The sequence below is a fragment of the Variovorax sp. V35 genome (assembly GCF_041154465.1).
GTDB lineage: Bacteria > Pseudomonadota > Gammaproteobacteria > Burkholderiales > Burkholderiaceae_C > Variovorax > Variovorax boronicumulans.
The window spans coordinates 6,843,444-6,866,849 of the sequence record NZ_AP028666.1; the positions used below are offsets into that span (position 1 = coordinate 6,843,444).

General features: G+C 69.0%; 23 protein-coding genes. 11 read left to right on the forward strand and 12 right to left on the reverse strand.

Annotated features, from left to right (window positions below; genetic code table 11):
• Positions 1–6: 6 nt before the first annotated feature.
• The 4 genes from ACAM42_RS31655 to ACAM42_RS31670 form a co-directional block, all read right to left on the reverse strand.
• Positions 7–573 carry a hypothetical protein gene (locus ACAM42_RS31655; RefSeq protein ID WP_369630512.1) on the reverse strand — a complete coding sequence of 189 codons (567 nt, stop codon included), beginning with the start codon at positions 571–573 and terminating at the stop codon, positions 7–9.
• Positions 570–2,606 (reverse strand): molecular chaperone HtpG, encoded by a 2,037-nt coding sequence (gene htpG, locus ACAM42_RS31660; protein WP_369630513.1) that lies wholly within the window; start codon positions 2,604–2,606, stop codon positions 570–572. Before htpG ends, ACAM42_RS31655 begins: the two co-directional genes overlap by 4 nt.
• A gap of 158 nt (positions 2,607–2,764) precedes the next feature.
• Entirely contained in the window at positions 2,765–3,814 is a 1,050-nt protein-coding gene (locus tag ACAM42_RS31665) for an ABC transporter substrate-binding protein (RefSeq protein WP_253252561.1), read from the reverse strand.
• A gap of 67 nt (positions 3,815–3,881) precedes the next feature.
• Complete coding sequence (locus tag ACAM42_RS31670; protein WP_369630514.1) at positions 3,882–4,790, reverse strand: LysR substrate-binding domain-containing protein; 909 nt, start codon at positions 4,788–4,790, stop codon at positions 3,882–3,884.
• A gap of 101 nt (positions 4,791–4,891) precedes the next feature.
• On the opposite strand from ACAM42_RS31670, the gene ACAM42_RS31675 reads away from it, so the two are divergent.
• Both ACAM42_RS31675 and aqpZ read left to right on the forward strand, forming a co-directional pair.
• A complete protein-coding gene (locus ACAM42_RS31675; RefSeq protein ID WP_369630515.1) occupies positions 4,892–5,905 on the forward strand; it encodes an NAD(P)-dependent alcohol dehydrogenase in 1,014 nt (337 codons plus the stop codon).
• A gap of 188 nt (positions 5,906–6,093) precedes the next feature.
• Positions 6,094–6,798 carry an aquaporin Z gene (aqpZ, locus tag ACAM42_RS31680; RefSeq protein ID WP_095747097.1) on the forward strand — a complete coding sequence of 235 codons (705 nt, stop codon included), beginning with the start codon at positions 6,094–6,096 and terminating at the stop codon, positions 6,796–6,798.
• Positions 6,799–6,822: 24 nt separating this feature from the next.
• On the opposite strand, the gene ACAM42_RS31685 is transcribed toward aqpZ, so the two are convergent.
• The 5 genes from ACAM42_RS31685 to ACAM42_RS31705 form a co-directional block, all read right to left on the reverse strand.
• Positions 6,823–7,161, reverse strand: a complete 339-nt coding sequence (locus ACAM42_RS31685) for a hypothetical protein (RefSeq protein WP_369630516.1) — start codon at positions 7,159–7,161, stop codon at positions 6,823–6,825.
• A 142-nt stretch (positions 7,162–7,303) separates the two neighbouring features.
• Positions 7,304–8,665 (reverse strand): sensor histidine kinase, encoded by a 1,362-nt coding sequence (locus ACAM42_RS31690; protein ID WP_369630517.1) that lies wholly within the window; start codon positions 8,663–8,665, stop codon positions 7,304–7,306.
• Entirely contained in the window at positions 8,662–9,318 is a 657-nt protein-coding gene (locus ACAM42_RS31695; protein WP_099793665.1) for a response regulator transcription factor, read from the reverse strand. Before ACAM42_RS31695 ends, ACAM42_RS31690 begins: the two co-directional genes overlap by 4 nt.
• An 87-nt stretch (positions 9,319–9,405) precedes the next feature.
• Positions 9,406–10,518, reverse strand: a complete 1,113-nt coding sequence (locus tag ACAM42_RS31700; RefSeq protein ID WP_369630518.1) for a winged helix DNA-binding domain-containing protein — start codon at positions 10,516–10,518, stop codon at positions 9,406–9,408.
• Between the two features lie 10 nt (positions 10,519–10,528).
• Positions 10,529–11,362 (reverse strand): pseudouridine synthase, encoded by an 834-nt coding sequence (locus ACAM42_RS31705; RefSeq protein WP_062480682.1) that lies wholly within the window; start codon positions 11,360–11,362, stop codon positions 10,529–10,531.
• Between the two features lie 163 nt (positions 11,363–11,525).
• Between ACAM42_RS31705 and ACAM42_RS31710 the strand changes: the two genes are divergently transcribed.
• From ACAM42_RS31710 to ACAM42_RS31735, 6 genes are all read left to right on the forward strand, one after another.
• Entirely contained in the window at positions 11,526–12,602 is a 1,077-nt protein-coding gene (locus tag ACAM42_RS31710) for a bifunctional nicotinamide-nucleotide adenylyltransferase/Nudix hydroxylase (protein ID WP_062480685.1), read from the forward strand.
• Positions 12,603–12,667: 65 nt separating this feature from the next.
• The gene (locus ACAM42_RS31715) at positions 12,668–14,113 is read left to right on the forward strand and encodes a nicotinate phosphoribosyltransferase (protein WP_139700490.1); all 1,446 of its coding nucleotides are present in this window, start codon (positions 12,668–12,670) and stop codon (positions 14,111–14,113) included.
• 84 nt (positions 14,114–14,197) lie between these two features.
• Positions 14,198–15,340 (forward strand): glycosyltransferase, encoded by a 1,143-nt coding sequence (locus ACAM42_RS31720; protein ID WP_369630519.1) that lies wholly within the window; start codon positions 14,198–14,200, stop codon positions 15,338–15,340.
• Positions 15,337–15,837, forward strand: a complete 501-nt coding sequence (locus ACAM42_RS31725; protein ID WP_095747101.1) for a hypothetical protein — start codon at positions 15,337–15,339, stop codon at positions 15,835–15,837. The genes ACAM42_RS31720 and ACAM42_RS31725 overlap by 4 nt, the downstream gene beginning before the upstream one ends.
• Positions 15,834–16,373: a dual specificity protein phosphatase family protein gene (locus tag ACAM42_RS31730; RefSeq protein WP_070063032.1), complete on the forward strand. Its 540-nt coding sequence runs from the start codon at positions 15,834–15,836 to the stop codon at positions 16,371–16,373. The genes ACAM42_RS31725 and ACAM42_RS31730 overlap by 4 nt, the downstream gene beginning before the upstream one ends.
• A gap of 89 nt (positions 16,374–16,462) precedes the next feature.
• Positions 16,463–17,593 carry a zinc-binding dehydrogenase gene (locus tag ACAM42_RS31735; RefSeq protein WP_369630520.1) on the forward strand — a complete coding sequence of 377 codons (1,131 nt, stop codon included), beginning with the start codon at positions 16,463–16,465 and terminating at the stop codon, positions 17,591–17,593.
• 73 nt (positions 17,594–17,666) lie between these two features.
• Here ACAM42_RS31735 and ACAM42_RS31740 read toward each other — a convergent pair whose 3' ends face one another.
• Together ACAM42_RS31740 and ACAM42_RS31745 are read right to left on the reverse strand one after the other, a co-directional pair.
• Entirely contained in the window at positions 17,667–18,302 is a 636-nt protein-coding gene (locus ACAM42_RS31740) for a TetR/AcrR family transcriptional regulator (protein WP_369630521.1), read from the reverse strand.
• Positions 18,303–18,364: 62 nt separating this feature from the next.
• Complete coding sequence (locus ACAM42_RS31745) at positions 18,365–19,600, reverse strand: CaiB/BaiF CoA transferase family protein (RefSeq protein ID WP_369630522.1); 1,236 nt, start codon at positions 19,598–19,600, stop codon at positions 18,365–18,367.
• Positions 19,601–19,700: 100 nt separating this feature from the next.
• Here ACAM42_RS31745 and ACAM42_RS31750 point away from each other — a divergent pair, with 100 nt between their 5' ends.
• From ACAM42_RS31750 to ACAM42_RS31760, 3 genes are read left to right on the forward strand one after another with little or no spacing between them, the layout of a single operon-like run.
• The gene (locus ACAM42_RS31750; RefSeq protein ID WP_369630523.1) at positions 19,701–20,696 is read left to right on the forward strand and encodes a Bug family tripartite tricarboxylate transporter substrate binding protein; all 996 of its coding nucleotides are present in this window, start codon (positions 19,701–19,703) and stop codon (positions 20,694–20,696) included.
• Positions 20,693–21,463 (forward strand): enoyl-CoA hydratase/isomerase family protein, encoded by a 771-nt coding sequence (locus ACAM42_RS31755; protein ID WP_369630524.1) that lies wholly within the window; start codon positions 20,693–20,695, stop codon positions 21,461–21,463. The genes ACAM42_RS31750 and ACAM42_RS31755 overlap by 4 nt, the downstream gene beginning before the upstream one ends.
• Before the next feature lie 45 nt (positions 21,464–21,508).
• On the forward strand, positions 21,509–22,675 hold the full coding sequence (locus ACAM42_RS31760) for an acyl-CoA dehydrogenase family protein (protein ID WP_369630525.1): 1,167 nt from the start codon (positions 21,509–21,511) through the stop codon (positions 22,673–22,675).
• 27 nt (positions 22,676–22,702) lie between these two features.
• Here the strand turns inward: ACAM42_RS31760 and kdpE are convergent, their stop codons facing one another.
• Positions 22,703–23,404: a two-component system response regulator KdpE gene (kdpE, locus tag ACAM42_RS31765; RefSeq protein WP_062480698.1), complete on the reverse strand. Its 702-nt coding sequence runs from the start codon at positions 23,402–23,404 to the stop codon at positions 22,703–22,705.
• Between the last annotated feature and the right edge of the window lie 2 nt (positions 23,405–23,406).

The window sequence follows — 23,406 nt, forward strand, 5'->3', positions numbered from 1 at the left end:
CGACCATCAGGGCGCGATGGGGTTGCCGGGCGTGCCTGCTTCGCCGGCCACGACCGCTGTTTTGGCAGCGGGGGCGCGGTAGGACACGCGGGCCGCCGGCACGGGTGCGGCGGCGATCGGTGGCGACGGCTGCGGCGCCGAAGCCATCGGCCGCGTGACGCCTGCCTTGGTAACGGTGACAGGGGTGGCAGCCGGTGCGCCGGCAGGCACCACCACCGCAGGCGTCGCCTGCCCGGGCGCTGGCGCCGCCGTCTCGTACGGGTTGTGCAGCACCACGCTCTTGCCGACGCCTACGCCGGTACCGATCGGGCCGACACCCACGCCCACACCGACGCTGGCCGAGCCAGTGACGGCGCCGTTGTCGTGCAGCGCCACGCCCGCGCCGAGCGGGCCCCAGCCGGTGTTCAGGCCGACGGAGAAGTTGCCGTCCTTGGTGGCACCGAGCCCGAGCGAGAGCCCGGGCACCAGCGGAATGCCGATGTGATAGTGCGAACAGCCGCCCACCAGAAGCAACAGCAGCAGCGCCGAAGTGGCAGCCGCTGCGCGACGAACGATGCGCGGCCGGGCGTTCACACCAGCAGCGCGTTGACGCGCCTCACGTAGGCAGCCGGGTCGGCCGGCAGGCCGCCTTCGGCCAGCAGGGCCTGGTCGAACAGGATGTTCGCGAGGTCGTCGAAATGCGCGGAGCCTTCGAGCTTCTTCACCAGCGGGTGTTCGGCGTTGACTTCGAGCACGGGCTTGAGGTCGGGCGCGGGCTGGCCGGCCTGCTTGAGCATGCGCGCGAGCTGCGTGCTCATGCCGCCGTCTTCCACCACGAGGCAGGCGGGCGAGTCGACCAGGCGCGTGGTCACGCGCACGTCTTCGGCCTTGTCCTTGAGCGCTTCCTTCAGCTTCTCGAGCAGCGGCTTGAACGACTCGGCGGCTTCCTCGGCGGCCTTCTTCTCGGCCTCGTCCTGCAGCTTGCCCAGGTCGACCGCGCCCTTGGCCACGCTCTGCAGCGGCGTGCCGTCGAACTCGTTGAGGTAGTTCAGCGCCCACTCGTCGACGCGGTCGGTCATGAGCAGCACCTCGATGCCCTTCTTCTTGAAGACTTCGAGCTGCGGGCTGTTCTTGGCGGCGGCGAGGTTGTCGGCCGTGATGTAGTAGATGGCGTCCTGGCCCTCCTTCATGCGCGCCTTGTAGTCGGCGAAGCTCACGCTCGCGACGTCGCTCGTGGTGGAGGCAAAGCGCAGCAGCTTGGCGATGCGGTCGCGGTTGCCCATGTCCTCGCCCAGGCCTTCCTTCAGCACCGCGCCGAACTCGGCGTAGAACTTGGCGAACTTGCCCGATTCGTCGGCGTACTCGGCGGCGGCTTCGGCGGCGGGGGTGGTGTTCTTGTCGACCACATCGGTCACGCCTTCGGTCGGCTCGGGGGCGGGCACCGATTCGCCCGAGCCCACGTCGACCTTGCCTTCGCCGCTCTCGGGCGCGGTCTTCTGCTTCTTCGCGAGGTCTTCGAGCATCGACAGCACGCGCTTGGTGCTGCCTTCGCGGATGGCCTTCACGTCGCGGCTTTCCTGCAGCAGCTCGCGGCTCACGTTCAGCGGCAGGTCGGCCGAGTCGATCACGCCCTTCACGAAGCGCAGGTAGTTGGGCAACAGCGCCTCGGCGTCGTCCATGATGAAGACGCGCTTGACGTACAGCTTGACGCCGGCGCTCTTGTCGCGGTTCCACAGGTCGAACGGGGCCTTGGACGGGATGTACAGCAGCTGCGTGTACTCGGTGCTGCCTTCGACGCGGTTGTGGCTCCAGGCCAGCGGCGCCTCGAAGTCGTGGCTGATGCTCTTGTAGAACTCTTCGTACTGCTCGGCGGTGATGTCCTTCTTGGGGCGGCTCCACAGGGCGTTGGCCTTGTTCACCGTTTCCCACTCGCCGGTCTTCGCCATGTCGCCGGGCTGGTCGTTCTCGCCGTCTTTCCACTCTTCCTTTTCCATCAGGATGGGCAGGGAGATGTGGTCGGAGTACTTGCCGACGATCTGCTTGAGCTTCCAGGCGTTGAGGTATTCGTCGGCGTCGTCGCGCAGGTGCAGCGTGATGCTGGTGCCGCGCGCGGCGCGCGTGATGTCGGCCACCTCGAAGTCGCCGGCGCCGCCGCTCACCCAGCGCACGCCCTGGTCGGCGGGCAGGCCCGCGCGGCGCGACTCGACCGTGATCTTGTCGGCCACGATGAAGCCCGAATAGAAGCCCACGCCGAACTGGCCGATGAGCTGTGCGTCGGCCTTCTGGTCGCCGCTGAGGCGGCTCATGAAGTCTTTGGTACCACTCTTGGCGATGGTGCCGAGGTTGTCGATGGCTTCCTGGCGCGACAGGCCGATGCCCTTGTCGGTGATGGTGAGGGTGCGCGCGGCCTTGTCGAAGGTCAGGCGCACGTCGAGATCGGGCTGGTCTTCGTAGAGCGCGGGGTGGTCGAGCGCCTCGAAGCGCAGCTTGTCGCACGCGTCGGACGCGTTCGAGATCAGCTCGCGCAGGAAGATTTCCTTGTTGGAGTACAGCGCATGCGTGACGAGGTGCAGCAGTTGCGCGACTTCAGCCTGGAACGGGAGTTTGGTATTGGAGGAATCAGCCATGGGAAAGAAAGGGATCGAAGCCAAAAAATTCTAAGGCGAGCCGCCCGTGGCGGGCGGCGGCCTTGCCAACTTTATGAACTGGGGTTGTCGCGCCAAAAAACAACGAGCGCAAGGCCGCGCGAACTTTGTCACACGGCTGTCGGCTCAGCGCCGCGCTTTCAGCGCGGTTGGGATTCGACTTCGCGCGTCCAGCGGTCGATGAGCCGCTTGCGCTCGGCCGCCTTGCCGTACTTCTCGAAGTCGTACTTGATGAGCTTCACGCTCTCCATCGACGGAATGCGCGGATCGGGCTTGAAGGTCTTGTTGGCCGGCGACTGCAGGCTGCCGGCCTTGGCGCCGATGGACTGGCCCGCGGGGCTCATGAGCCAGTCGTAGTAGCGCTTGGCGTTCTCCTTGTTGCGCGCGCCCTTCACGAGCGCGATGCCGCCGATCTCGAAGCCCGTGCCTTCGCAGGGCGCGGCGGTCTTCACCGGAAATTTGTCGTGCCGCCAGCGCTCGAAGCCGAAGATGAAGCTCACGCCGATCGCCACCTCGCCCTTGGCCACGTTGGGCGCCTGGGCCTGGCCGCTGCGCGTGTAGCTGGTGACGTTCTTGTGCAACTTCTTCAGGTAGTCGAACGCCGGTTCTTCGCCCATCTGCTGCACCAGGCCCGCGATGACGGTGTAGGCCGTGCCGCTGGTGGCGGGGTGCGAGATTTCGATCTCGCCCTTGTACTCGGGCTTGATGAGGTCGGCCCAGCACTTGGGCTCGGCGAGCTTCTTTTTCTTCAGCAGCTCGGTGTTGAAGCCGAAGCCCATGGCGCTCGTGTAGAAGCCGCCCACCATGTTCTGCGACATGGCGTACTGGCGCACCGACCAGTCGTGCAGGTCGTTGATGTAGGCCGGGCGGTACGGCTCGAGCAGGCCCTGTTCGGCGGCCTGCAGGAACGGGTCGCCGGTGCCGCCCCACCAGAGGTCGGTCTTGGGGTTGGCGGCTTCGGCGCGCAGCTGCGCACCGATCTCGCCGGTGCCCTTGTGGGCCTGCTGCACCTTGATGCCGGTCTCGCGCGTGAAGGCCGTGGCGGCCGCCTCGCACCAGCCCGCGTCGGTGCTGCACAGCGCGTTGACGGTGCCCTGCGCGGCGGCCTGCGACGCCCCGAGCAGGAGCGCCGTGCCCAGGCAGGCGGTGGCAAGGGCACGCACGGTGTGCCGGGGGGCGAATGAAGGCATGGGCAGGTCTCCTCGTTGTTCGACGTTGTATGACAGCGCAGGATAGCGCCGGCTTGGGTGCCTGAGGTCAGCGCGCCGCCAGCAGCGGCGGCAGGTGCTCCACCAGCCAGTCGATCACCACGCGCGTCTTCAGCGGCAGGTAGCGGCTCGGCGTGCGGATCACGTGCAGCGGAAAACCGAAAGGCTCGGGCTCGTCGAACACCCGAACCAGCGTGCCAGCCGCGAGCGCGTCGGCCGCCAGCCAGGCCGGCAACCGCGCCAGGCCCATGCCGCCGATGGCGGCCTCCAGCAGCACCTCGGCGCTGTCGCAGCGCAGCCGCGAGGGCAGCGCGGCCTCCACCTCCGCGTCGCCCTCGCGAAAGCGCCAGGGCGAGACCTGCCCGTCGCGGGCGTAGTACACGGCCTCGTGCGGCGCGACCAGTGCCGCAAAGTCGCGCGGATGGCCGCGCTCGGCCAGGTACGCGGGCGCGGCGCACAGCAGCATCCACTGCACGCCGACCGGCCGCGCCACGAGGCCCGCGCTGTCGTCGAGTTCGCCGCTGCGGATGGCCAGGTCGAGCCCCTCTTCCACGAGGTCGACGCGCCGGTCGTTGAACGCCAGCTCCAGCGACAGCTGCGGATGCTGGCGCGCCAGGGCCAGCAGCAGCGGCCCGACCTTGAGCCGCCCCAGCATCGCCGGCATGCTCAGGCGCACGAGGCCGGCGGCCGTGTGGCGCGCGGCGTCGGTGAGCGCCTCGGCCGCCTCCAGCTCGGCCAGCGCACGGCGGCAGCGCTCGTAGTAGCCGTGCCCTTCCTCGGTGAGGCTCTGGCTGCGCGTGGTGCGCAAGAAGAGGCGCGTGTCCAGCCGCGCCTCGAGCCGCGCGATGCTCTTGGCGACGGCCGAGCGGGTGACGTGCAGGCGCTGCGCGGCGAGCGCGAAGCTGCCCGCCTCCACCGCCGCGACGAACTCCTCGATGCCTTGCAGGCGTTGGCTCATTGGATACTTTCAAGCACCATTCTTCGGAAAATTATCCACCACCGGATCGTTTTCATCGTCAATAGCATCGAGGCCGATCTTTTCCGATGGAGCCTTTTCCGATGCATGAACCCGATGTGCTGCGCCGCTGGCAGCTTCCCCGACTGGGCCGCGCCCACCTCGCACAGGCCGAAGCGCCGATGCCCTCGCCGGGCGCGGGCCAGATCCTCGTGCGCGTGGGCGCGGTGGCGCTCAACTACCGCGACCTGCTCATGGTGCGCGACGGCATGGGCATGGCGCTCGAGCTGCCCTTCACGCCCGGCTCGGACATGGCGGGCACGGTGGCGGCCGTGGGCCCGGGCGTACATCGCTTTGCCGTGGGCGACCGCGTGATCAACACCTTCTGGGGCGGCTGGACCGACAGCCACTGGCACGCCGACACCACGCTGCTCGGCGGCCCCGGGCCGGGCATGCTGGCCTCGCACGTGTGCATCGATGCGAACTGGGCCGTGGCCGCGCCCGCCACGCTGAGCCTCGAGGAAGCGAGCACGCTGCCCTGCGCCGGCCTCACGGCGTGGTTCGCGCTGGTGGAGACCGGCGCCCTGCGCGCGGGCGAGACGGTGCTGGTCCACGGCACCGGCGGTGTCGCGCTGTTCGGCCTGCAGCTTGCGCGGCTGCACGGCGCGCAGGCCATCGTGGTGACGGGCAGCGCCGACAAGCAGGCCGCGGCGCGCGCGCTCGGCGCCACGCACGTGCTGGCGCGCGACAGCGACTGGCCCGCCGAAGTGCGCCGGCTCACGCAGGGGCGCGGTGCCGACCATGTGCTCGAACTCTCCAGCGGCCCCGACCTCGACCGCTCGCTGCAGGCCGTGAAGCAGGGCGGGCGCGTGTCGATCATCGGCATGCTCGGCGGCGACACGCTGAGCGCGTCGTTCTACGCGATGGTGCTCGGCCGCGTGACGGTGCAGGGCATCGGCGTCGGCCACCGGCGCGCGCTCGAAGAGCTGGTGCGCGCGGTCGATGCGAACGCGCTCAAGCCGGTGATCGCGGCGCGCTACGGCTTCGACGCACTGCCTGCCGCGCTCGACCACCTGGAACGCGGCGCGTTCGGCAAGGTCGTCGTGACGATGGCATGACGACGATGTGACGCGGCCCCGCCATCGCCCGACCATTTGCAAATGCTGCAGGGCACAAATCCACAGCATTCGTGAACAGTTGCCGCTAAGCGCGCCGGTTTGCTCGACGCCTCCAATTCCCGTTCCTAGAATGCGGCCCGCGTTCGGCTCCCGCCGTGCGTGCTTTCTCAACTTCAGGATGGAGCGTTATGGAACACAGTACCTACAAAAAGTGGTCTGCAGAATTCATTGGTACTTTCTGGCTCACGCTCGGAGGCTGCGGAAGCGCAGTTCTGGCGGCGGCCTTTCCGGGCGTCGGCATCGGCCTGCTCGGCGTCTCGCTGGCCTTCGGTTTGACCGTGGTCACGGGCGCCTATGCGCTCGGTCCGATCTCGGGCGGCCACTTCAACCCGGCCGTGTCGATCGGCCTCGCAGCCGCAGGCCGCTTCAAGGCCGGGCAGCTGCCGGGCTACATCGTGTCGCAGGTGCTGGGCGCCATCGCCGCAGCCGGCGTGCTGTACCTGATCGCCACCGGCAAGCCGGGCGCGGACATCGGCGGCTTTGCCACCAACGGCTACGGCGAGCACTCGCCCGGCAAGTACGGCATGACGGCCGCGCTGATCAGCGAAGTGGTGATGACCGCCGTGTTCCTGATCGTGATCCTGGGTGCCACCGCCAAGCGCGCGGCCGCAGGCTTCGCGGGCATGGCCATCGGCCTGTGCCTGACGCTGATCCACCTGGTGTCGATCCCCGTGACCAACACCTCGGTGAACCCGGCGCGCAGCACCGGCCCGGCGCTGTTCGGCCCGTCGTATGCGGTGTCGGAGCTGTGGCTGTTCTGGGTCGCCCCGATCGTGGGCGCGATCATCGGCGCGGTGATCTACCGCGCACTGCTCAGCAGCAACGACGACTGAGCTTGTAAGTCCCCGGCAGCGGAATCAGCTTCCGCTGCCCGACTTCACCATCGGCAGTGAAGTCGATTGCCCGATGGGCTCGGTGCCCGTCGGGTGCGACGCCGCATAGGCGCCGGCCTGGATGTCGGACACCGGGGTCATCCCATTGATCGCCGGCGCCGACGTCGACTGCCCAATGGGCTCCGTGCCGCTCGGACGTGCCGCCGCCATCGCGCCGGCCTGCACCTCCGGGTTCTCCGGCGAATTCATCTGCAGCGGGTGGAAGTCCGAACCGTCGGTGGTTTCGGCGGAGGCATTGACCGTGCCCAGCGCCGCGAACGCGGCGAAGGAAGCAACGGCGAGAAGCTGGAACGAAGTGCGCATGGTGTGTTCTCCTGAGGGCAGGTTGTCTCCGATCCGGTGCCGTCGCGCGGACCGCGCGCAGCAGGACCTGCAGCCACTCTAGGCAGCCTGACTGAGGCCAGCGTGAGCGAAGAATGAGCCGGGAGTGAGCACCACGCGATGACTACGTCGGCAGCACCACCCGCGCCCTCAGCCCCGGCCCGTCCTCTCGGTTGCGCAACTCGATGCGCAGGCCATGCCGCTCGGCCGCCGTGCGCGCGATCGCCAGGCCCAGCCCGCTGCCGCCCGCCGCCGCGCCCGGCACGCGAAAGAAGCGGTCGAACACGCGCTCCAGTTCGGCCGGCGGAATGCCCGGCCCGTTGTCGAGCACGTCGACCACCGCCTGCCCGTCGACGCGGTGCAGCCGCACATCGACCACGCCGCCTTCGGGCGCATAGCGCAGCGCGTTGTCGATGAGGTTGTCGAACACGCTGCGCAGTTCGGCGGCAGGAGCAGTCACCACCGCATCGGTCAGACCTTCGAAGCCCACGTCGATGCGCCGCGCATCGGCCAACACCATGCGCTGGCCCAGGCTTTCGCGCAGCAGCGCCTCGATGTCGACCCGCTCGCCCGGCGCATCCGAGGGCGGTGCGTCCTGCCGCGACAGCTGCAGCAGCTGCTCGATCAGATGCTGCGCGCGCGTCACGCCGGCCTCCAGCTGGTTGAAGCGCTCGGTGGCTTCGCCGGCCGGCACATGCGCGCGCAGGTTCTCGATCTGCAGGCCGATGGCGGCCATCGGCGTGCGCAGTTCGTGCGCCGCGTCCTGCACGAAGCGCCGCTGCGTGGCGAAGGCGCTGCGCACGCGCGACAGCAGGTGGTTGAAGGCGCCCACCAGCGGCGTGATCTCGTCGGGCACGCGCGCCAGCGACAGCTCGGTGGGGCGGCGCTCGTCCTGCGAGGCCACGTCGCGCGCCACGCCCCGCAGCGAGCGCGAGGCGGCCGACACGATGAGCCACAGCACCAGCAGCGCCGCCGGCAGCAGCAGCGCGATCGGCAGGCCTTCGAGCAGGGCGCGGCGCAGCGCGCGGCGATGGCGGTAGTCCTCGTTCTGCAGCACCTGCACGCGCGGCGCGTCGGCATGCGGCGCGGGCTCGGCCGTGAACACGCGCCAGCGCGAATGCGCGGGCCCTTCGGCGCGCACGTCGCTGAAACCGCTGCCGGGCTGCAGCGGCACCGACAGCGCGGGCCACGAACTCGCGCGCAAGACAGCGCCATCAACGCTCCAGAGCTGCACCACGAAGGCGCCGCGCGAGAAGGCCGCCTCGCCGTCCATCGCGCGCGGGGTCTTGGGCGGGTCGTTGCCCGCGTACGACTCGGCCACCAGCCGCATCTGGTCGTCGAGTGCGTTGTGCACGAGGTTGCCGTAGGCCAGGAAAGAGAACCACGCCGTGAGCACCGCCGCCACCACATGCAGCGTGACCAGCCACAGCAGCAGCTGGGTGCGCAGCGAACGCGGACGCCACCAGCGGCGGGCGGCATCGGTCATGCAGCCACTCGCCAGCCCAGGCCGCGCACGTTGCGGATCGCGTCGGCGCCGAGCTTGCGGCGCATGCCGTGGATCAGCACGTCGATGGCGTTGCTGGTCACTTCGTCGCCCCAGCCGTAGATGCGGTTCTCGAGCTGCTCGCGCGAGAGGATGGCGCCGGGCCGCTCCAGCAGCGCATGCAGCAGCGCGAACTCGCGCGCGGTGAGCGCCTCGCGCACGCCGTTCACGGCCACCTCGCGCGTCGTGAGGTCCAGCTGCAGCGCGGCGGTGCCGATCAGCGAATGCGCGGCGCCGTCGCGGCGGCGCACCACGGCGCGCATGCGCGCGAGCAGCTCGCGGAACTCGAAGGGCTTGAGCAGGTAGTCGTCGGCGCCCAGGTCCAGGCTGTGGATGCGGTCGTCCAGGCCATCGCGCGCGGTGAGCACCAGCACGGGCGTGGCGTCGCCGCGTTCGCGCGCGCGGCGCAGCACCTCGGTGCCGTCCTGGCGGGGCAAGCCCAGGTCGAGCAGCACGCAGGTGTAGCCGCCGTCGCCGAGGGCACTTTGCGCCAGTTCGCCGTCGCGCACCCAGTCGGCCGACCAGCCCGCGCCCTCGAGCGCCTGCTTCAGGCTGCGCCCGATCATTTCGTCGTCTTCCACCAGCAGCACGCGCATCGCGGCGACTCCTTTGCGCGCAAGGTAGCACGCGACCGGGATGATCGTCAGGGGCCCTGCGCCTCGGCGCAGCGTAGGCGCGAAGACTTAGGCGGGGCTTAGGACGCGGACGGCGTGCTGCTCGGTCTCTGTGTCCGCGGCAAAGGCCAGCAGGCGCAGCGCCTCGTCCTCCACGCCACGCCGATCGGTCGCGGACCAGCGCGTGAAAGGCTCCAGCACCACGGTGGCCGCTTGCGTCGCGCGCTCGATCTTCCAGGTGCCCGCCACGAAGCCGTCGAGCAGCACCGTGCCGCGCACGATGCCGTTGATGGTGAACACGCGGGCGCGGTGCGCCTCGTCGAGCACGCGGCGGCGGTCGGCGTGCGAGAGCAGCAGGTTGTCCCACTCCGCGACCAGGCGCGGCGGCGCGGGCGTGTCGGGGTCGGGCCGCGGCGCGCGCGGCAGGTCGAAGAGTTCCTGGCCCTCGTCGCCGGTGAACACGCGCAGCTGCGGCCTCAGCCGATCGGCCACGGCCTTCCAGCCCGTGAGGCCCGACCACGCGCCGGCATCGGCCAGCGTCGCGGGGCCGAAGGCGGCGAGGTAGCGCAGGAGCAGGTCGTCCTGCGTGGCGGCGGCGATCCCGGCGGTGGCATCGCCCAACCAGTCACCGAGCGGCTGCAGCAGTGCGTTCTGGTGCGAGTTCCAGCTGCCCGCGGGCGGCAGGTGGACCAGCGGCACGTTGTTGCGGATGAGCGCGGCGAGCGAGGCCGGCGCGTGGTCTTTCCAGCGCGCGGCGAGCGCCTGGCCGAGGGCGGTGCCGGTGAGCGGTCCGTCGCCGAGCAGCGCACGGCCCGCCTTCACCACGGCCGCGCGGTCGACGCCTTCGAGTGCCCGCGCATGCAGGCCCGACAGGCCGCGCTGGTGCACGGGCTCGAGCAGCGGCCGCCAGGCCCACGCGTCCGGGGCGGTCATCAGGTGCAGGGTGGCGCGCAGCGTCGACATGCGCACAATGCGGCGGCGTTTCAGCGCGTCGGTCAGCTGCGCGCGGTGAAAGCCTTCGAGCCGGCTCCACAGGCCGATGTAGGGCGGGTTGGGCGCCTGCGCCTGCAGCCCGGCCAGCTTCTCGATGGCCTGCACGACCGTCGCCTTGCGCCGCGCCAGCAGCATCTGCCGCGCGAGCGTGGCCCGGTTCAGCGCGCGCCGGCTCAGCACCGCGGCCATGGGCAGGTCGTCAGAATTTCTCGTGCGGCGCCAGGTAGCGCCACTGCCCCACCGGCAGGTTGCCGAGCATCACCTTGCCGATGCGCACGCGCTTCAGGCCCACCACCTTCAGGCCGACCAACTCGCACATGCGGCGGATCTGGCGCTTCTTGCCTTCGGTGAGCACGAAGCGCAGCTGCTCGGGGTTCTGCCATTCGACGCGCGCCGGCTTGAGCGCCTGGCCGTCCAGGCTCAGGCCGTGCCGCAGCCGGGCCAGCATGGCGGGCGGAAACACCGCCTGCACGTTGGTGGTGACCGGGTCGTCGTCGTCCAGGCGCACCAGCTGGCCGGTGGGCGCGGGCTGGTCCAGGCCGTGGTAGGCCACGCGCACGAGGTATTCCTTGTCCATCGTCGAGTCTTCGCCGATGAGCTGGCGCGCGATGCGGCCGTCCTGCGTCATCACGAGCAGGCCGGTGGAGTCGATGTCCAGCCGCCCGCACGGCGCCAGGCCGCGCAGCTGCTGCGGGCCGAAGAAGAAGCGCGCGTTGTCTTCCGACCAGCGGTTCTGCGGCGTGAAGAGCGTGACCGCCGGCTCGTGGCCGTCCTCGGCCTGCCCGCTCACGTAGCCGATCGGCTTGTTGATGAGGATCGTGACCTGGTTCGCCTGCTGCCCCTTGGCGGCCTTGTCGACCTCGATGCGGTCGTTGGGCGTGACCTTCACGCCCATCTCGGCGGGCTTGCCGTTGACGCGCACCCAGCCCTGCGCGATCCAGTCGTCCGCCTCGCGGCGCGAGCACAGGCCGAGTTCGGCCATGCGTTTGTTGAGGCGCACGGGCGCGTGGGGGGAGGTGGAGGGCTCGGTCATGGGGGGGCAAATCCTAGCAAATGCGCCCTGCGAGTATCTGGCCGTTTGCCATCGGCCGCCTGCCCCGTGGGGCCAGGAACGCTTGATCGATGCGTCGCACCGGTGCTATCCTGAATCTAGGCGCAAGTTGATTGCGCCCTTTTTGGGGGATTCCCAAGTGAGCATGCCAAACACACGCAAGTTTCAGTACGCCATCGTCATCGGGCGTTTCCAGCCCGTTCATTTCGGTCACCAGCGACTCATCGAAGAAGGCCTTCGCGCCGCCGATCGGGTCATCGTGGTGGTCGGCTCCGACCGCAAGCCCCGCAGCGTCAAGGACCCCTTCACCTTCGATGAACGCGAACGCATGGTGCGCGCGTGCCTGCGCGGCAGCGAGCAGATGCGCGTGAGCGTCGTCGGCGTCGGCGACTCGCCCTACAACGACCAGATCTGGATCGCGTCGATCCAGTCCGCCGTCGAGCGGCTGATCCAGCAGGATGGCCACGTGCCCGCGGCGCAGGCCAAGGTCGCGCTGGTGGGACACCTGAAGGACAGCTCCAGCTACTACCTCAAGCTCTTCCCGCACTGGGAGTTCGTGGGCCAGCACAGCGTGGAAAGCCTCAACGCCACCGACGTGCGCAACCTCTATTTCGATCCTGAGAACCGCGGCCAGCTCGCACGCGCCGACCTGCCCGACGGCACCGCCGCCTTCCTCGACAAGTTCACCGGCACCGCCGACTATGCCGAGCTCTGCGACGAGCGCGCCTTCCTCGTCGACTACCGCGACAAGTACCGCTATGCGGGCAGCGACTTTCCGCCGATCTACACCACGGTCGATGCCATCGTGGTCGAGGCCGGCCACATCCTCCTGGTGCAGCGCAAGTTCCACCCCGGCAAGGGCACGTGGGCGCTGCCTGGCGGCTTCGTCGGCCAGCACGAGCGGCTGCAGGACGCGGCCATCCGCGAGCTGAAGGAAGAAACCCGCCTCAAGGTGCCCGTGCCCGTGCTCAACGGCAGCATGAAGGCCAGCCACGTGTTCGATGCGCCCGACCGCTCGCAGCGCGGCCGCACGATCACGCACGGCTTCTTCTTCGAGCTGGCCCACAACCAGTGGACGGGCCTGTCGGACGTGCGTGCCGACGACGACGCGGCCGCAGTGCGGTGGGTGCCGATCGCCGAGTTCCTCGGGATGCCGGACCGCATCTACGAGGACCACTACTTCATCGCAAACCATTTTTTGGGTGGCCTGGGCAAGAACTGAACGACCAGGCTTTGTCAGCAAGAACGGGCTCCGGTTGACGGGGCCCACGTGAAAGGAGCTTTCACATGAACCGCAACCTCACCTCCTCGCCCCTGGGCAACAACCTGCTGCTGCGCACCGACTCCTACAAGGTGTCGCACTGGATGCAGTACCCGCCCGGTACGCAGACCGTGCACAGCTACATCGAATCGCGCGGCGGGCTCTTCAGCCATTCGCTGTTCTTCGGCCTGCAGGCGTACCTGCGCGAGTACCTGCAGACGCCGGTGACGCGCAGCGACGTCGAGGAGGCCGCCGCGATGATGGCCGTGCACGGCGAACCCTTCAACCGCGAAGGGTGGCTGCGGCTGATCGAGAAGCACGACGGACTGATGCCCGTGCGCATCCGCGCGGTGCCCGAGGGCAGCGTGCTGCCGGTGCACAACGTGCTCGCGACCATCGAGAACACCGACCCCGAGTTCTTCTGGGTCACGAGCTTTCTCGAAACCGAACTGCTGCGCGCCATCTGGTATCCGACCACGGTGGCCACGCTCTCGGCCGCTGCACGCACCACGTTGCTGCGCTACCTCGAAGCGACCTGCGACGACCCGCAAGGCCAGATCGCGTTCAGGCTGCACGACTTCGGCGCGCGCGGCGTGTCGAGCCTGGAGTCGGCGGCGCTCGGCGGCATGGCCCACCTGGTCAACTTCATGGGCACCGACACGCTGGCCGCCTTGGTGGCGGCGCGTCGTTACTACGACTGCGACGTGGCGGGCTTCTCGATTCCCGCGGCCGAGCACAGCACCATCACGGGCTGGGGCCGCGACCATGAATCCGACGCGTACAGCAACATGGTCGACCAGTTCGCCAAGCCCGGCACGACCTTCGCGGTGGTGAGCGACAGCTACGACATCTTCAATGCCTGCGCGCGCATCTGGGGCGACGAGCTCAAGGCCAAGGTGGTGGCCTCGGGCGCGACGCTGGTGGTGCGGCCCGACTCGGGCGACCCGGCCGAAACCACGCTCAAGGTGGCGCAGATCCTGGCCGAACGCTTCGGCACCACGACGAATGCCAAGGGGTTCCGCGTGCTGAACAACGTGCGCATCATCCAGGGCGACGGCGTGAACCTCGACTCGCTGCGGCTGTGCCTCTCGAACTTCTTCCACAACGGCTTCTCGACCGAGAACATCTCCTTCGGCATGGGCGGCGGATTGCTGCAGCAGGTCAACCGCGACACCATGCAATGGGCGATGAAGTGCTCGGCGATGCAGGTGAACGGCGAGTGGCGCGATGTCTACAAGTCGCCGGTGGGCGATGTGAACAAGGCCTCGAAGAAGGGGCGGCTCGCGCTGGTGCGCAATGCGCGCGGCGAAGTGCAGACGCTGCGCGAAGAAGCGCTGGCGAGCGGCCAGGTCGATCTGCTGCAAACGGTGTTCGAGAACGGCCGCATCGTCGCGAACACCACCTTCGAGGCGATTCGCGAGCGGGCGGCCGCCGGCGTGAATCAGCTCGTCACGTCGCGGGCGCCGCTCTGATGCGGTGATCCTTCCAGCACGGCGCGTGTGCATCGGCCGTGCCACATGGCATGTCCATAATCCGGCGACCAGACCGCCGAATCCATGACCAAACTCCTGATCCTCAGTGTGAGCGCCGGCAACGGCCATGTGCGCGCCGCCCAGGCGCTCGAAGCCACCCTCGCCCAGTCGTTCGCGCCGCACACCGCGGTGCATGTCGACGCCATGGCCCATGTGCCGGCGGGCTTTCGCAAGGTGTACACCGACTGGTACCTGCAGCTGGTGAACCGCGCGCCCGAGCTGTGGTCGTACCTGCACCAGCGCACCGACGTCACGCCGCACCACGCGCCCTCGCAGCGGCTGCGCCGCGGCATCGAGCGCCTGAGCACCGGGGCGCTGGTGCGCGAGATCCGCCGCGCCAAGCCCGACGCCGTGATCTGCACCCACTTCCTGCCGGCCGAGCTGCTGATGCGCGAGCGCAACCGGGGCCGCATCGAGTGCCCCGTGTGGCTGCAGATCACCGACTACGACCTGCACAACATGTGGCTGGTGCCGGGTATGACGGGCTACCTCGCGGCCACGGAAGAAGTCGCCTTCCGGCTGCGCGCGCGCGGCATTCCGCCCGAGCGCGTGCATGTCACGGGCATTCCGGTGATGCCGGCCTTTTCGGAGCCCGATGCGCCCGAGCTCGCGCACGCGGCCTGCACCAGTGCGCTGGGCCTGGACCCTGCGCGACCGGTGCTGCTGATGGCTTCGGGCGGTGCCGGCGTGGGCGACCTGCCGAGCATGGTCGAGCGCGTGCTGGCGCTGGGCGGCGACACGCCGTTCCAGGTCATCGCCGTGGCCGGCCGCAACGCTGAAGCCCATGCGCGGCTGGAGGCGCTGTCGCAGCGCCATCCGGGCCGCGTGGTGGCCGTCGGCTTCACGAACGAGATGCACAAGATGATGGCCGCGGCCGACCTGGTCGTGACCAAGCCCGGCGGCCTCACGGTGTCGGAGTGCCTGGCGCTGGGCAAGCCGATGCTGCTGATCTCGCCGATTCCGGGACAGGAAGAACACAACGCCGGCTTCCTCATGGAGGAAAGCGCCGCCTGGCTGGCCTACGACGCCATCGGCCTGGACTACAAGGTCGCGCGCCTCATGGCCGACCCCGCCAAGCTCGCGGCCATGGCCGCGCGCAGCCGCGCGCTGGGCAAGCCGCAGGCCGCGCGCGCGGTGCTGCAGCGCGTGCTGGGCCTCGGCGCATGAGCGGCGCAGCCGTGGAGCCGCGGCCCCCCATCGGCCGCACGCTGGTCTACCTCGCGTGGGTCGTGACGATGGCGTTCTTCTTCGCCAACGCCGAGATCCAGATCGAAGGCGGCGCCGGCTGGGCCACCTCGCTGCCCACCTGGCGCATCGAGAACAACATCTGGCTCGACCTGTTCTGGGGCGGGCGCGCGATGACGGGGTACCACGCCTGGGTGTTCACCTTCATGATGCTGGTGTTCTTCTCGCCGCTGGCCTTCCAGGGGCGCTGGACGCTGCGCGACTGGGGGCTGGCGCTCGCGGGGCTGATCGTGTTCTGGGTCTGCGAAGACTTCCTGTGGTTTCTCATCAACCCGGCCTTCGGCTTCGAGAACTTCAATCCCGTGAAGGCCTTCTGGCACAAGCACTGGCTGTGGGGCGCGCCGGTCGACTACTGGGGCGGGCTCGCGGTGGCGCTGCTGATCCTGGTGCGTCGCCACTGGCCGCGCCGCGCACGATGAAGCAAGACACCGCCGACCTGCGCCCCGACCACTGGGCCGATCCGCTCGACGCCCTGCAGGTCGAGAACCTGCACCGCATCACGCCCACGCTGTACCGCAGCGCGCAGCCGCGCCGCGCCAATGTGGCGGCGCTGCAGTCGCTGGGCATCCGCACCGTCGTGAGCCTGCGTTCCTTCAACGACGACCGAAAGGTGTTTGCGGGCAGCGGCATCCGGCTGGTGCGCGTGCCGATCAACACCTGGGCCATCGACGACGCCAAGGTGCTGCGCGCGCTGGTCGCGATGCGCGAGGCCGAAAAGCAGGGGCCGGTGCTCATCCACTGCATGCACGGCGCCGACCGCACGGGCGTGGTGGCGGCCGTCTACCGCATGGCCGTGCAGGACTGGGACAAGGACAGCGCGCGCCAGGAGATGCTGCGCGGCGGCTATGGGTACCACACGCTGTGGCGCAACATCCCGCGCTACATCGAGCGGCTCGATCCGCTGCGGATGCGCCATGCGCTGGCCCATGCCCCGGTGATCCCCATGGTGTCTTGAAGGCGCCAGCAGGCGCGCGCACCCGCTCCTATACTGGCCGCCCCGTGGCCGATGGCCATCTCCGAACGACCTTTCACAGGGGCTTTCCCATGGCACTCCAACTGCGCTCCCTCGTCCGTTCCAACGGCGAACTCGAACTCTCCCTGCACGACGACCCGATGCCCGAACCGCAGGCCCACGAGGTGGTGATCCGCGTCGAGGCCTCGCCGATGAACCCGTCGGACCTGGGCCTGCTCTTCGGCGCCGCCGACATGAGCACCGCCGTGGCCTCCGGCACCGCCGACCGCCCCGTCGTCACCGCCACGGTGCCCGAACGCGCGCGCGCCTCGATGGCGGCGCGGCTCGACCAGTCGATGCCGGTGGGCAACGAAGGTGCGGGCGTGGTGGTCAAGGCCGGTTCGTCGCCGGCTGCACAGGCGCTGCTGGGCAAGACCGTGGCGGCCATCGGCGGCGCGATGTACTCGCAGTACCGCGCGGTGCCCGTGCAGATGTGCCTCGAGCTGCCGGCGGGCACCACGCCGGCCGAGGGCGCGTCGTGCTTCGTGAACCCGCTGACCTCGCTGGGCATGGTCGAGACCATGAAGCGCGAAGGCCACAAGGCGCTGGTGCACACGGCGGCCGCGTCCAACCTGGGCCAGATGCTCAACAAGATCTGCCAGAAGGACGGCATCGACCTCGTCAACATCGTGCGCAAGCCCGAGCAGGAAGCGCTGCTGCGCGGCATCGGCGCGAAGTACGTCTGCAATGCGAGCTCGCCGGACTTCCTCGAGCAGCTGACCGACGCGCTGGTCGCCACCGGCGCCACGCTGGCCTTCGACGCCACCGGCGGCGGCAAGCTGGCCGGCCAGATCCTCGGCTGCATGGAAGCGGCGCTGAACCGCACGGCCAAGGAATACAGCCGCTACGGCTCGACCACGCACAAGCAGGTCTACATCTACGGCGGCCTGGACCGCAGCCCGACCGAGTTCGTGCGCAACTTCGGCATGGCCTGGGGCATGGGCGGCTGGCTGCTGTTCCCGTTCCTGCAGAAGCTGGGCGATGAAGGCACGCAGCGGCTGCGTTCGCGCGTGATCGCGGAACTGAAGACGACGTTTGCCAGCCACTACACGCGGGAGGTGTCGCTGGTCGAGGCGCTGCAACTGGATGCGATCGGGGTGTATGGGAAGCAGGCGACCGGGGAGAAATTCCTGCTGAATCCGAACAAGGGGCTGGCGGGCTGACACCTGCCTGGGCGCAAGGCCAGCGGCCCGGCCCGCAACCCGGCGTTCGACTCGATGCAGCCGGCGCGGCCCCTCACCTCGGCCGCGAATTGCGGCTGCGGGCCCCCTGCCATGCGTCGGGGTCTTGCGCGAAGCTTTGAACAATCATCGTCGACAGCTCTTTTTGCACCGCGCGCAAATCGACCGTCGATTCTTTCAGCAGCGCCTGCAGCATCACGCCACGCAGCGCCCCCAGCACGATGACAGCAGCTGTGGCGGGATCGACGCCCTTTCGCATTTCGCCTGCAGCGATGGCGGCCCGGAAGTGCAACGCCAGGAAGTCGATCACGCTCTGGTTGTAGCGCCCCAGGCTTTCGCCGGTTTCGGAATCGTCGGTGGTGGCCTCGGCCATCAGCACCAGCAAGGCGCGGGTGTTGGTCCATCCGCCATCGGCGCGTCCCAGGTACACGTCCACGAAGGAAAGCAACGATGCCATGCCCTCGTCGGCCGGTGGGCTGCGCTCGAGCTCGTGCATGAAGTTCTGGTTGATGTAGGCAGCCAGCGCACGCAGCAGCGCAGGCTTGCTTCCGAAATGATGCGCCGCCAGGCCCCGGCTGTAGCCAGCCGCCTCGCCCACTTCGGCCAGCGTCATCCCGACCCACCCCTTGCGCGACACGATCTCGCGGGCCGCTTCCAGCAGGCGTGCCTCAGCGGCTGCGCGGCGCTCCATCTGCGTTCGGCGAGGGAGCGTGGTGTTCGGCGATTTGGCGGCAGTCCTCATGGGCCCGAAGTCTAACGACGCGATGCGGCATCCTTGACCACGCCGGCGCTGAGCAGCCGGTCGATCCGGTCGCCGGCATAGCCCAGCTCCCCGAGGATCTCGTTCGAGTGCTGCCCGAGCAGCGGCGCACCGCTGCGGATCTGCGCCGGCGTGGCGCCGAACAGCGTGGCCGGCCGCGTGGTCCGCAGGGCGCCTTCCGAGGGATGGTCCATCGGCTGGAACATGCCGACCGCTTTCAGGTGCGGGTGCTCGGGCAGGTCGTCGATGCGCCAGATCTGCGTGGCGGGAATGTCGAGCTCTTCGCAGATCGCGACCCACGCGGCGGTGCTGCGCGTCGGTGTCAGGCTGTGGAGCTCGCGATAGAGCTCGCGAACGCTCGCGTTGAGCTTGTGCCGGTCCGACAGGTCGTAGGCACCCGCCAGGTCTTCCCGTCCCACGCGGCGGAACAGCGCGAGCCACTGCTGCGGGCTGTACGGCAGCATGGCGATGTAGCCGTCCGACGTCGGCGCCGGCTTGCGCCCGCCGCTCACCACGCGCCCATAGCCCGCGGGTGCGGTCGACGGATCGAAGGCGAGCCCGCCCATGTGCTCCACCATGGTGAACTCGACCATCGTCTCGAGCATGGGCACTTCGACGTACTGGCCGTTTCCGGTGCGCTCGCGATGGAACAGTGCCGCAAGCACCGCATTGACGACCACGATGCCGGTGGTCTTGTCGGCCATCAGCGTGGGCACGTAGTCGGCCGTTCCCGTGGACTGCCACATCAGCCCCGCGACACCGCTGGCGGCCTGAATGATGTCGTCGAACGCCGGCTTGGCATGGTCCGGGCCGTCCTGGCCGAAGCCGGTGGCCGCGCAGTAGACGATGTCGGGACGTACCGCCCGCAGCGCGGCGTAGCCCAGGCCCAGGCGTTCGATGGCCGGAACGCGCATGTTGTGCACGAAGACATCGGCGTCCGCCGCGAGTTCGAGCAGGATCTGCCGGCCTTCGGCGCTCTTGAGGTCGACCGCCAGGGAGCGCTTGTTGCGATTGATGGCCAGGAAGATCGAACTCATGCCGGCGTGGCGCGACACACCGTTGGCGCGCATCAGATCGCCTTCGATCGGCTCGACCTTGATGACCTCGGCGCCATAGTCGCCCAGGATCTGCGTGGCAACGGGTCCGAGCACGACCGATGTGAGGTCGAGCACGCGAACGCCCTTGAGCGGTCCGCTCGCCGCTGGTGTCGTGGGGGGCCGTTTTTCCATGAAGGTTCTCTGCTGATGTGGTGAAGGTCATCTTATCAACTTGCTTGTCGATCAACAAGTAACTTCATAGAATCCGGCCTCCACCACAGGAGACACGTTCATGAACCCTTTGTCGAAGATGCTGCGCGCCGCGGCGTTCACGGCCGCGCTGGCATCCGCCGCGGCACCGTTCGCGCAGGCCCAGCCACAACAGGCCGCCGCGACCTATCCGTCCAAGCCGATCCATTTCGTCGTGCCTTTTCCGCCCGGCTCCGGCACCGACGTCGGCGCACGCTTCTTCGCACGAAAGCTGAGCGAGCTGGCAGGACAGCCGGTGATTGTCGAGAACCGCGCGGGCGCCAACGGCTTCATCGCCGTGAAGGCCGTGACCTCCGCGCCTGCCGACGGCTACACCCTGCTGATGGGCAGCAATTCGACGCTGGCCACCAACGTGGCGCTGTTCAAGCAACTGCCGTACGACCCGGTGAAGGACCTGGCCCCGGTCTCGACCCTCATGCGCTCGCCCATCGTGCTCATCGTGCCGGCCAACTCGCCCTACAAGACACTCAAGGACCTGATCGATGCGGCGCGCGCCAAGCCCGGGCAGCGCACCTATGCATCGGGGTCGGCCGCCTACCAGCTCATGGGCGAACTGTTCGCCGACAAGGCCGGCATCCAGCTGCTCAACGTGCCCTACAAGGGCGCGCCCGATGCAGTCAACGCCACGCTCTCCGGGCAGACCGATCTGGGCTTTTCCGACATCACCGCCACCATGGAGTTGCTGCGCGGCGGCAAGATCCGCGCACTCGCCATTGCGGCCGACCAGCGCCTTGCCGGCCTGCCCGATGTGCCCACCGCGCAGGAACAGGGCATCGGCGGCTTCAGCGCCGACACGTGGACGGGCGTCGCCGTGGCGGCCAACACGCCCAAGCCGGTGGTCGACAAGCTGTCGGACATGTTCGTGAAGATCCTCGCCATGCCCGAGACGCGAGAGTTCTACGCCAGGCAGAACGTGATCACGATGAAAGGCGGCCAGGACGAGCTGCGCGACTTCCAGCGCGAACAGATCGCCGTCTGGAAGCGCATCGCGGCGGCCGCAAGGATCGAACTCCAATGACCGATTCGCCCTCCATTTCCCAAAGCCGCGACGCCCATGTCGTCACGCTGACCCTGCGGCGCGGCCCTCACAACTTCGTCGACGCCACCACGATGCGCGACCTGGCCGATCGCCTGGCCGCGCTCGACGACGATGCGGACTGCCGCGCCATCGTGCTCGCGGCCGAAGGCAAGTCGTTCTGTGCCGGCGCCGACTTCTCGGGCGTTCCCTCGGGCGGCCAGGCCGTCGACCCCGCCGACTTCTACACCCACGCCATGCGGCTCTTCGACGCCCGAAAGCCGCTGGTCGCAGCGGTGCAAGGCGCAGCGGTGGGCGCGGGCGTCGGGCTTGCGCTGGTGGCCGACTTTCGCGTGAGCTGTGCGCAGGCGCGGTTCAGCGTCAACTTCAACCGGCTGGGCTTTCACCCCGGCTTCGGTCTGAGCCACACATTGCCTCGCCTGATCGGCATGCAGCAGGCCTCGATGCTGTTCTACACGGGCCGCCGCATCGACGGCACCGAAGCGCTGGCCATCGGCTTGGTCGACGAGCTGGTGACGGCCGACGAGGTGCTGGCCCGCGCCCAGGCGCTCGCCCAGGAGATCGCCGGGTCGGCGCCGCTCGCGGTACAGAGCACGCGCGCCACCTTGCGCGCCGGCTGCGCGCACGACGTGCGCGCAATCAACCAACGGGAGCTGGCCGAGCAACAGGTGCAATTCCTGAGCGAAGACTTCCGTGAAGGCGTCAAGGCCATGGCCGAGCGCCGCACACCGCGCTTCACAGGTCGCTGAGCGACCACTCGATCAGCTTTGCACAGACAACGACGGAGTACCTGAATGAATTTCGAACTCGACCCCGAATACCAGACGCTCAAGGAGCTCGTCGCCAGCTTCGTGCGCGAAGACCTGCTGCCGCTGGAACCGGCCCTGCTGAAACGGGAGGCTGCCGGTGAACCCTGGGAGCTCTCGGCCGATGAGCACGCGCGGCTGGACACCGTGTCGAAGGCCCGTGGCCTGTGGGGCCTCGATGCGCCCGCCGAAATGGAGGGCCTCGACCTGCCGGTGGTGGCGATGGTCGGGGTGAACGAGGAATTCGGCAAGACCATCACGCCCTACGAGCTACCCCCCGACTCGCCCAACCTGCGGATGCTGCTGACCGCCGCCAACGACGCGCAGCGCGCCGCCTACCTGGCCCCTTACGCACGCGGAGAGACGGTTTCGGCCATCGCCATTTCGGAGCCCGGCGCGGGCGCCGACCCTTCGGCGATGTCGACGCGCGCCGTGCGCGACGGCGACGACTGGGTTCTCAATGGCCGCAAGATCTGGATCAGCCGCGCCGCACGCGCGGACTGGACCATCGTCATGGCCGTCACGGACAAGACCAAGCCGGGCCGTCCGGGCATCTCGGCGTTCATCGTCGACCGCCAGACCCCGGGCTTTCGTGTCGAGCGTCGCATCCCCATGATCGGCGGCGTCTCGACCTACGAGGTGCTACTCGAAGACTGTCGCGTGCCGCATGCACGCCTGCTCGGCCAGGAAGGCCAGGGGTTCGCGCCGATGCAGGCGCGCCTGTCGAGCCGGCGCCTGCAGATGGCCGCGTGGTGCGTCGGCCGCGCCCAGCGCGCGCTCGACATGATGTGCGAGTACGCACCGCAGCGCAGCACCTTCGGCGCCTCGCTCGCCGAACGCCAGACGGTGCAATGGTGGATTGCCGACGCGGCCACGCGCATTCACGCCTGTCGACTCATGACCTACGAAGCAGCCGCGCGCATCGATCGTGGCGACGAGGCGCGCAGCCAGGTCTCCATGGTCAAGGTGTTCGCCACCGAGATGGCGGGGAAAGTGATCGACCACGCGATGCAGATGTTCGGCGCCATGGGCATGACCAAGGAAATGCCACTGCATCAGATGGCCAACGAAGCGCGCCTGATGCGGATCTACGAAGGTCCGAGCGAAGTGCACCGCTGGGTCGTGGCGCGCGAACTGCTCGGCCTGAAGCGCTGACGGGAGGCCGGCACTCGCCGGCCATGCCTAGACGACCAGCCGGTACCCCACCGCCGTCTCCGTCAACAGATGCTTCGGCTGCGCCGGATCGGCCTCCAGCTTCTGCCGCAGATGGCCCATGTAGATGCGCAGGTAGTGGCTCTGGTCCGTGTGCGACGGGCCCCACACCTCGCGCAGCAGTTGCCGCTGCGTCAGCACGCGGCCGGCGTTGGCCACCAGCACCGACAGCAGGCGGTACTCGGTCGGCGTGAGGTGCACCTCGGCGCCGGCGCGGCGCACGATGCGTGCGGCGCGGTCCAGTTCGATCTCGCCGAAGCGGAACACGGCCTCGGCGGCCGGCTCGTCGCCGTTGCCACCGGCGGCGCGTGGCCGGCGCAGGTTGGCGCGCACGCGGGCGAGCAGTTCGCCGGTGCCGAAAGGCTTGGTGAGGTAGTCGTCGGCACCGGCGTCGAGCGCGGCGATCTTGTCGGCTTCGTCGGTGCGGGCCGAGAGCACGATGATCGGCACCTGCGACCAGCCGCGCACATCGCGAATCAGCGACACGCCGTCGCCGTCAGGCAGGCCCAGGTCGAGCACCAGCAGGTCGGGTTGGCGCGTGCCGGCGGCCGCCAGGCCGTCGCGCAGGGTGCCGGCCTCGTGCACCTGCCAGCCTTCGGCCTCGAGCGCGCCGCGCACGAAGCGGCGGATCTGCGGCTCGTCTTCGATCACGATGGCGGTGGGGGATGGCATGG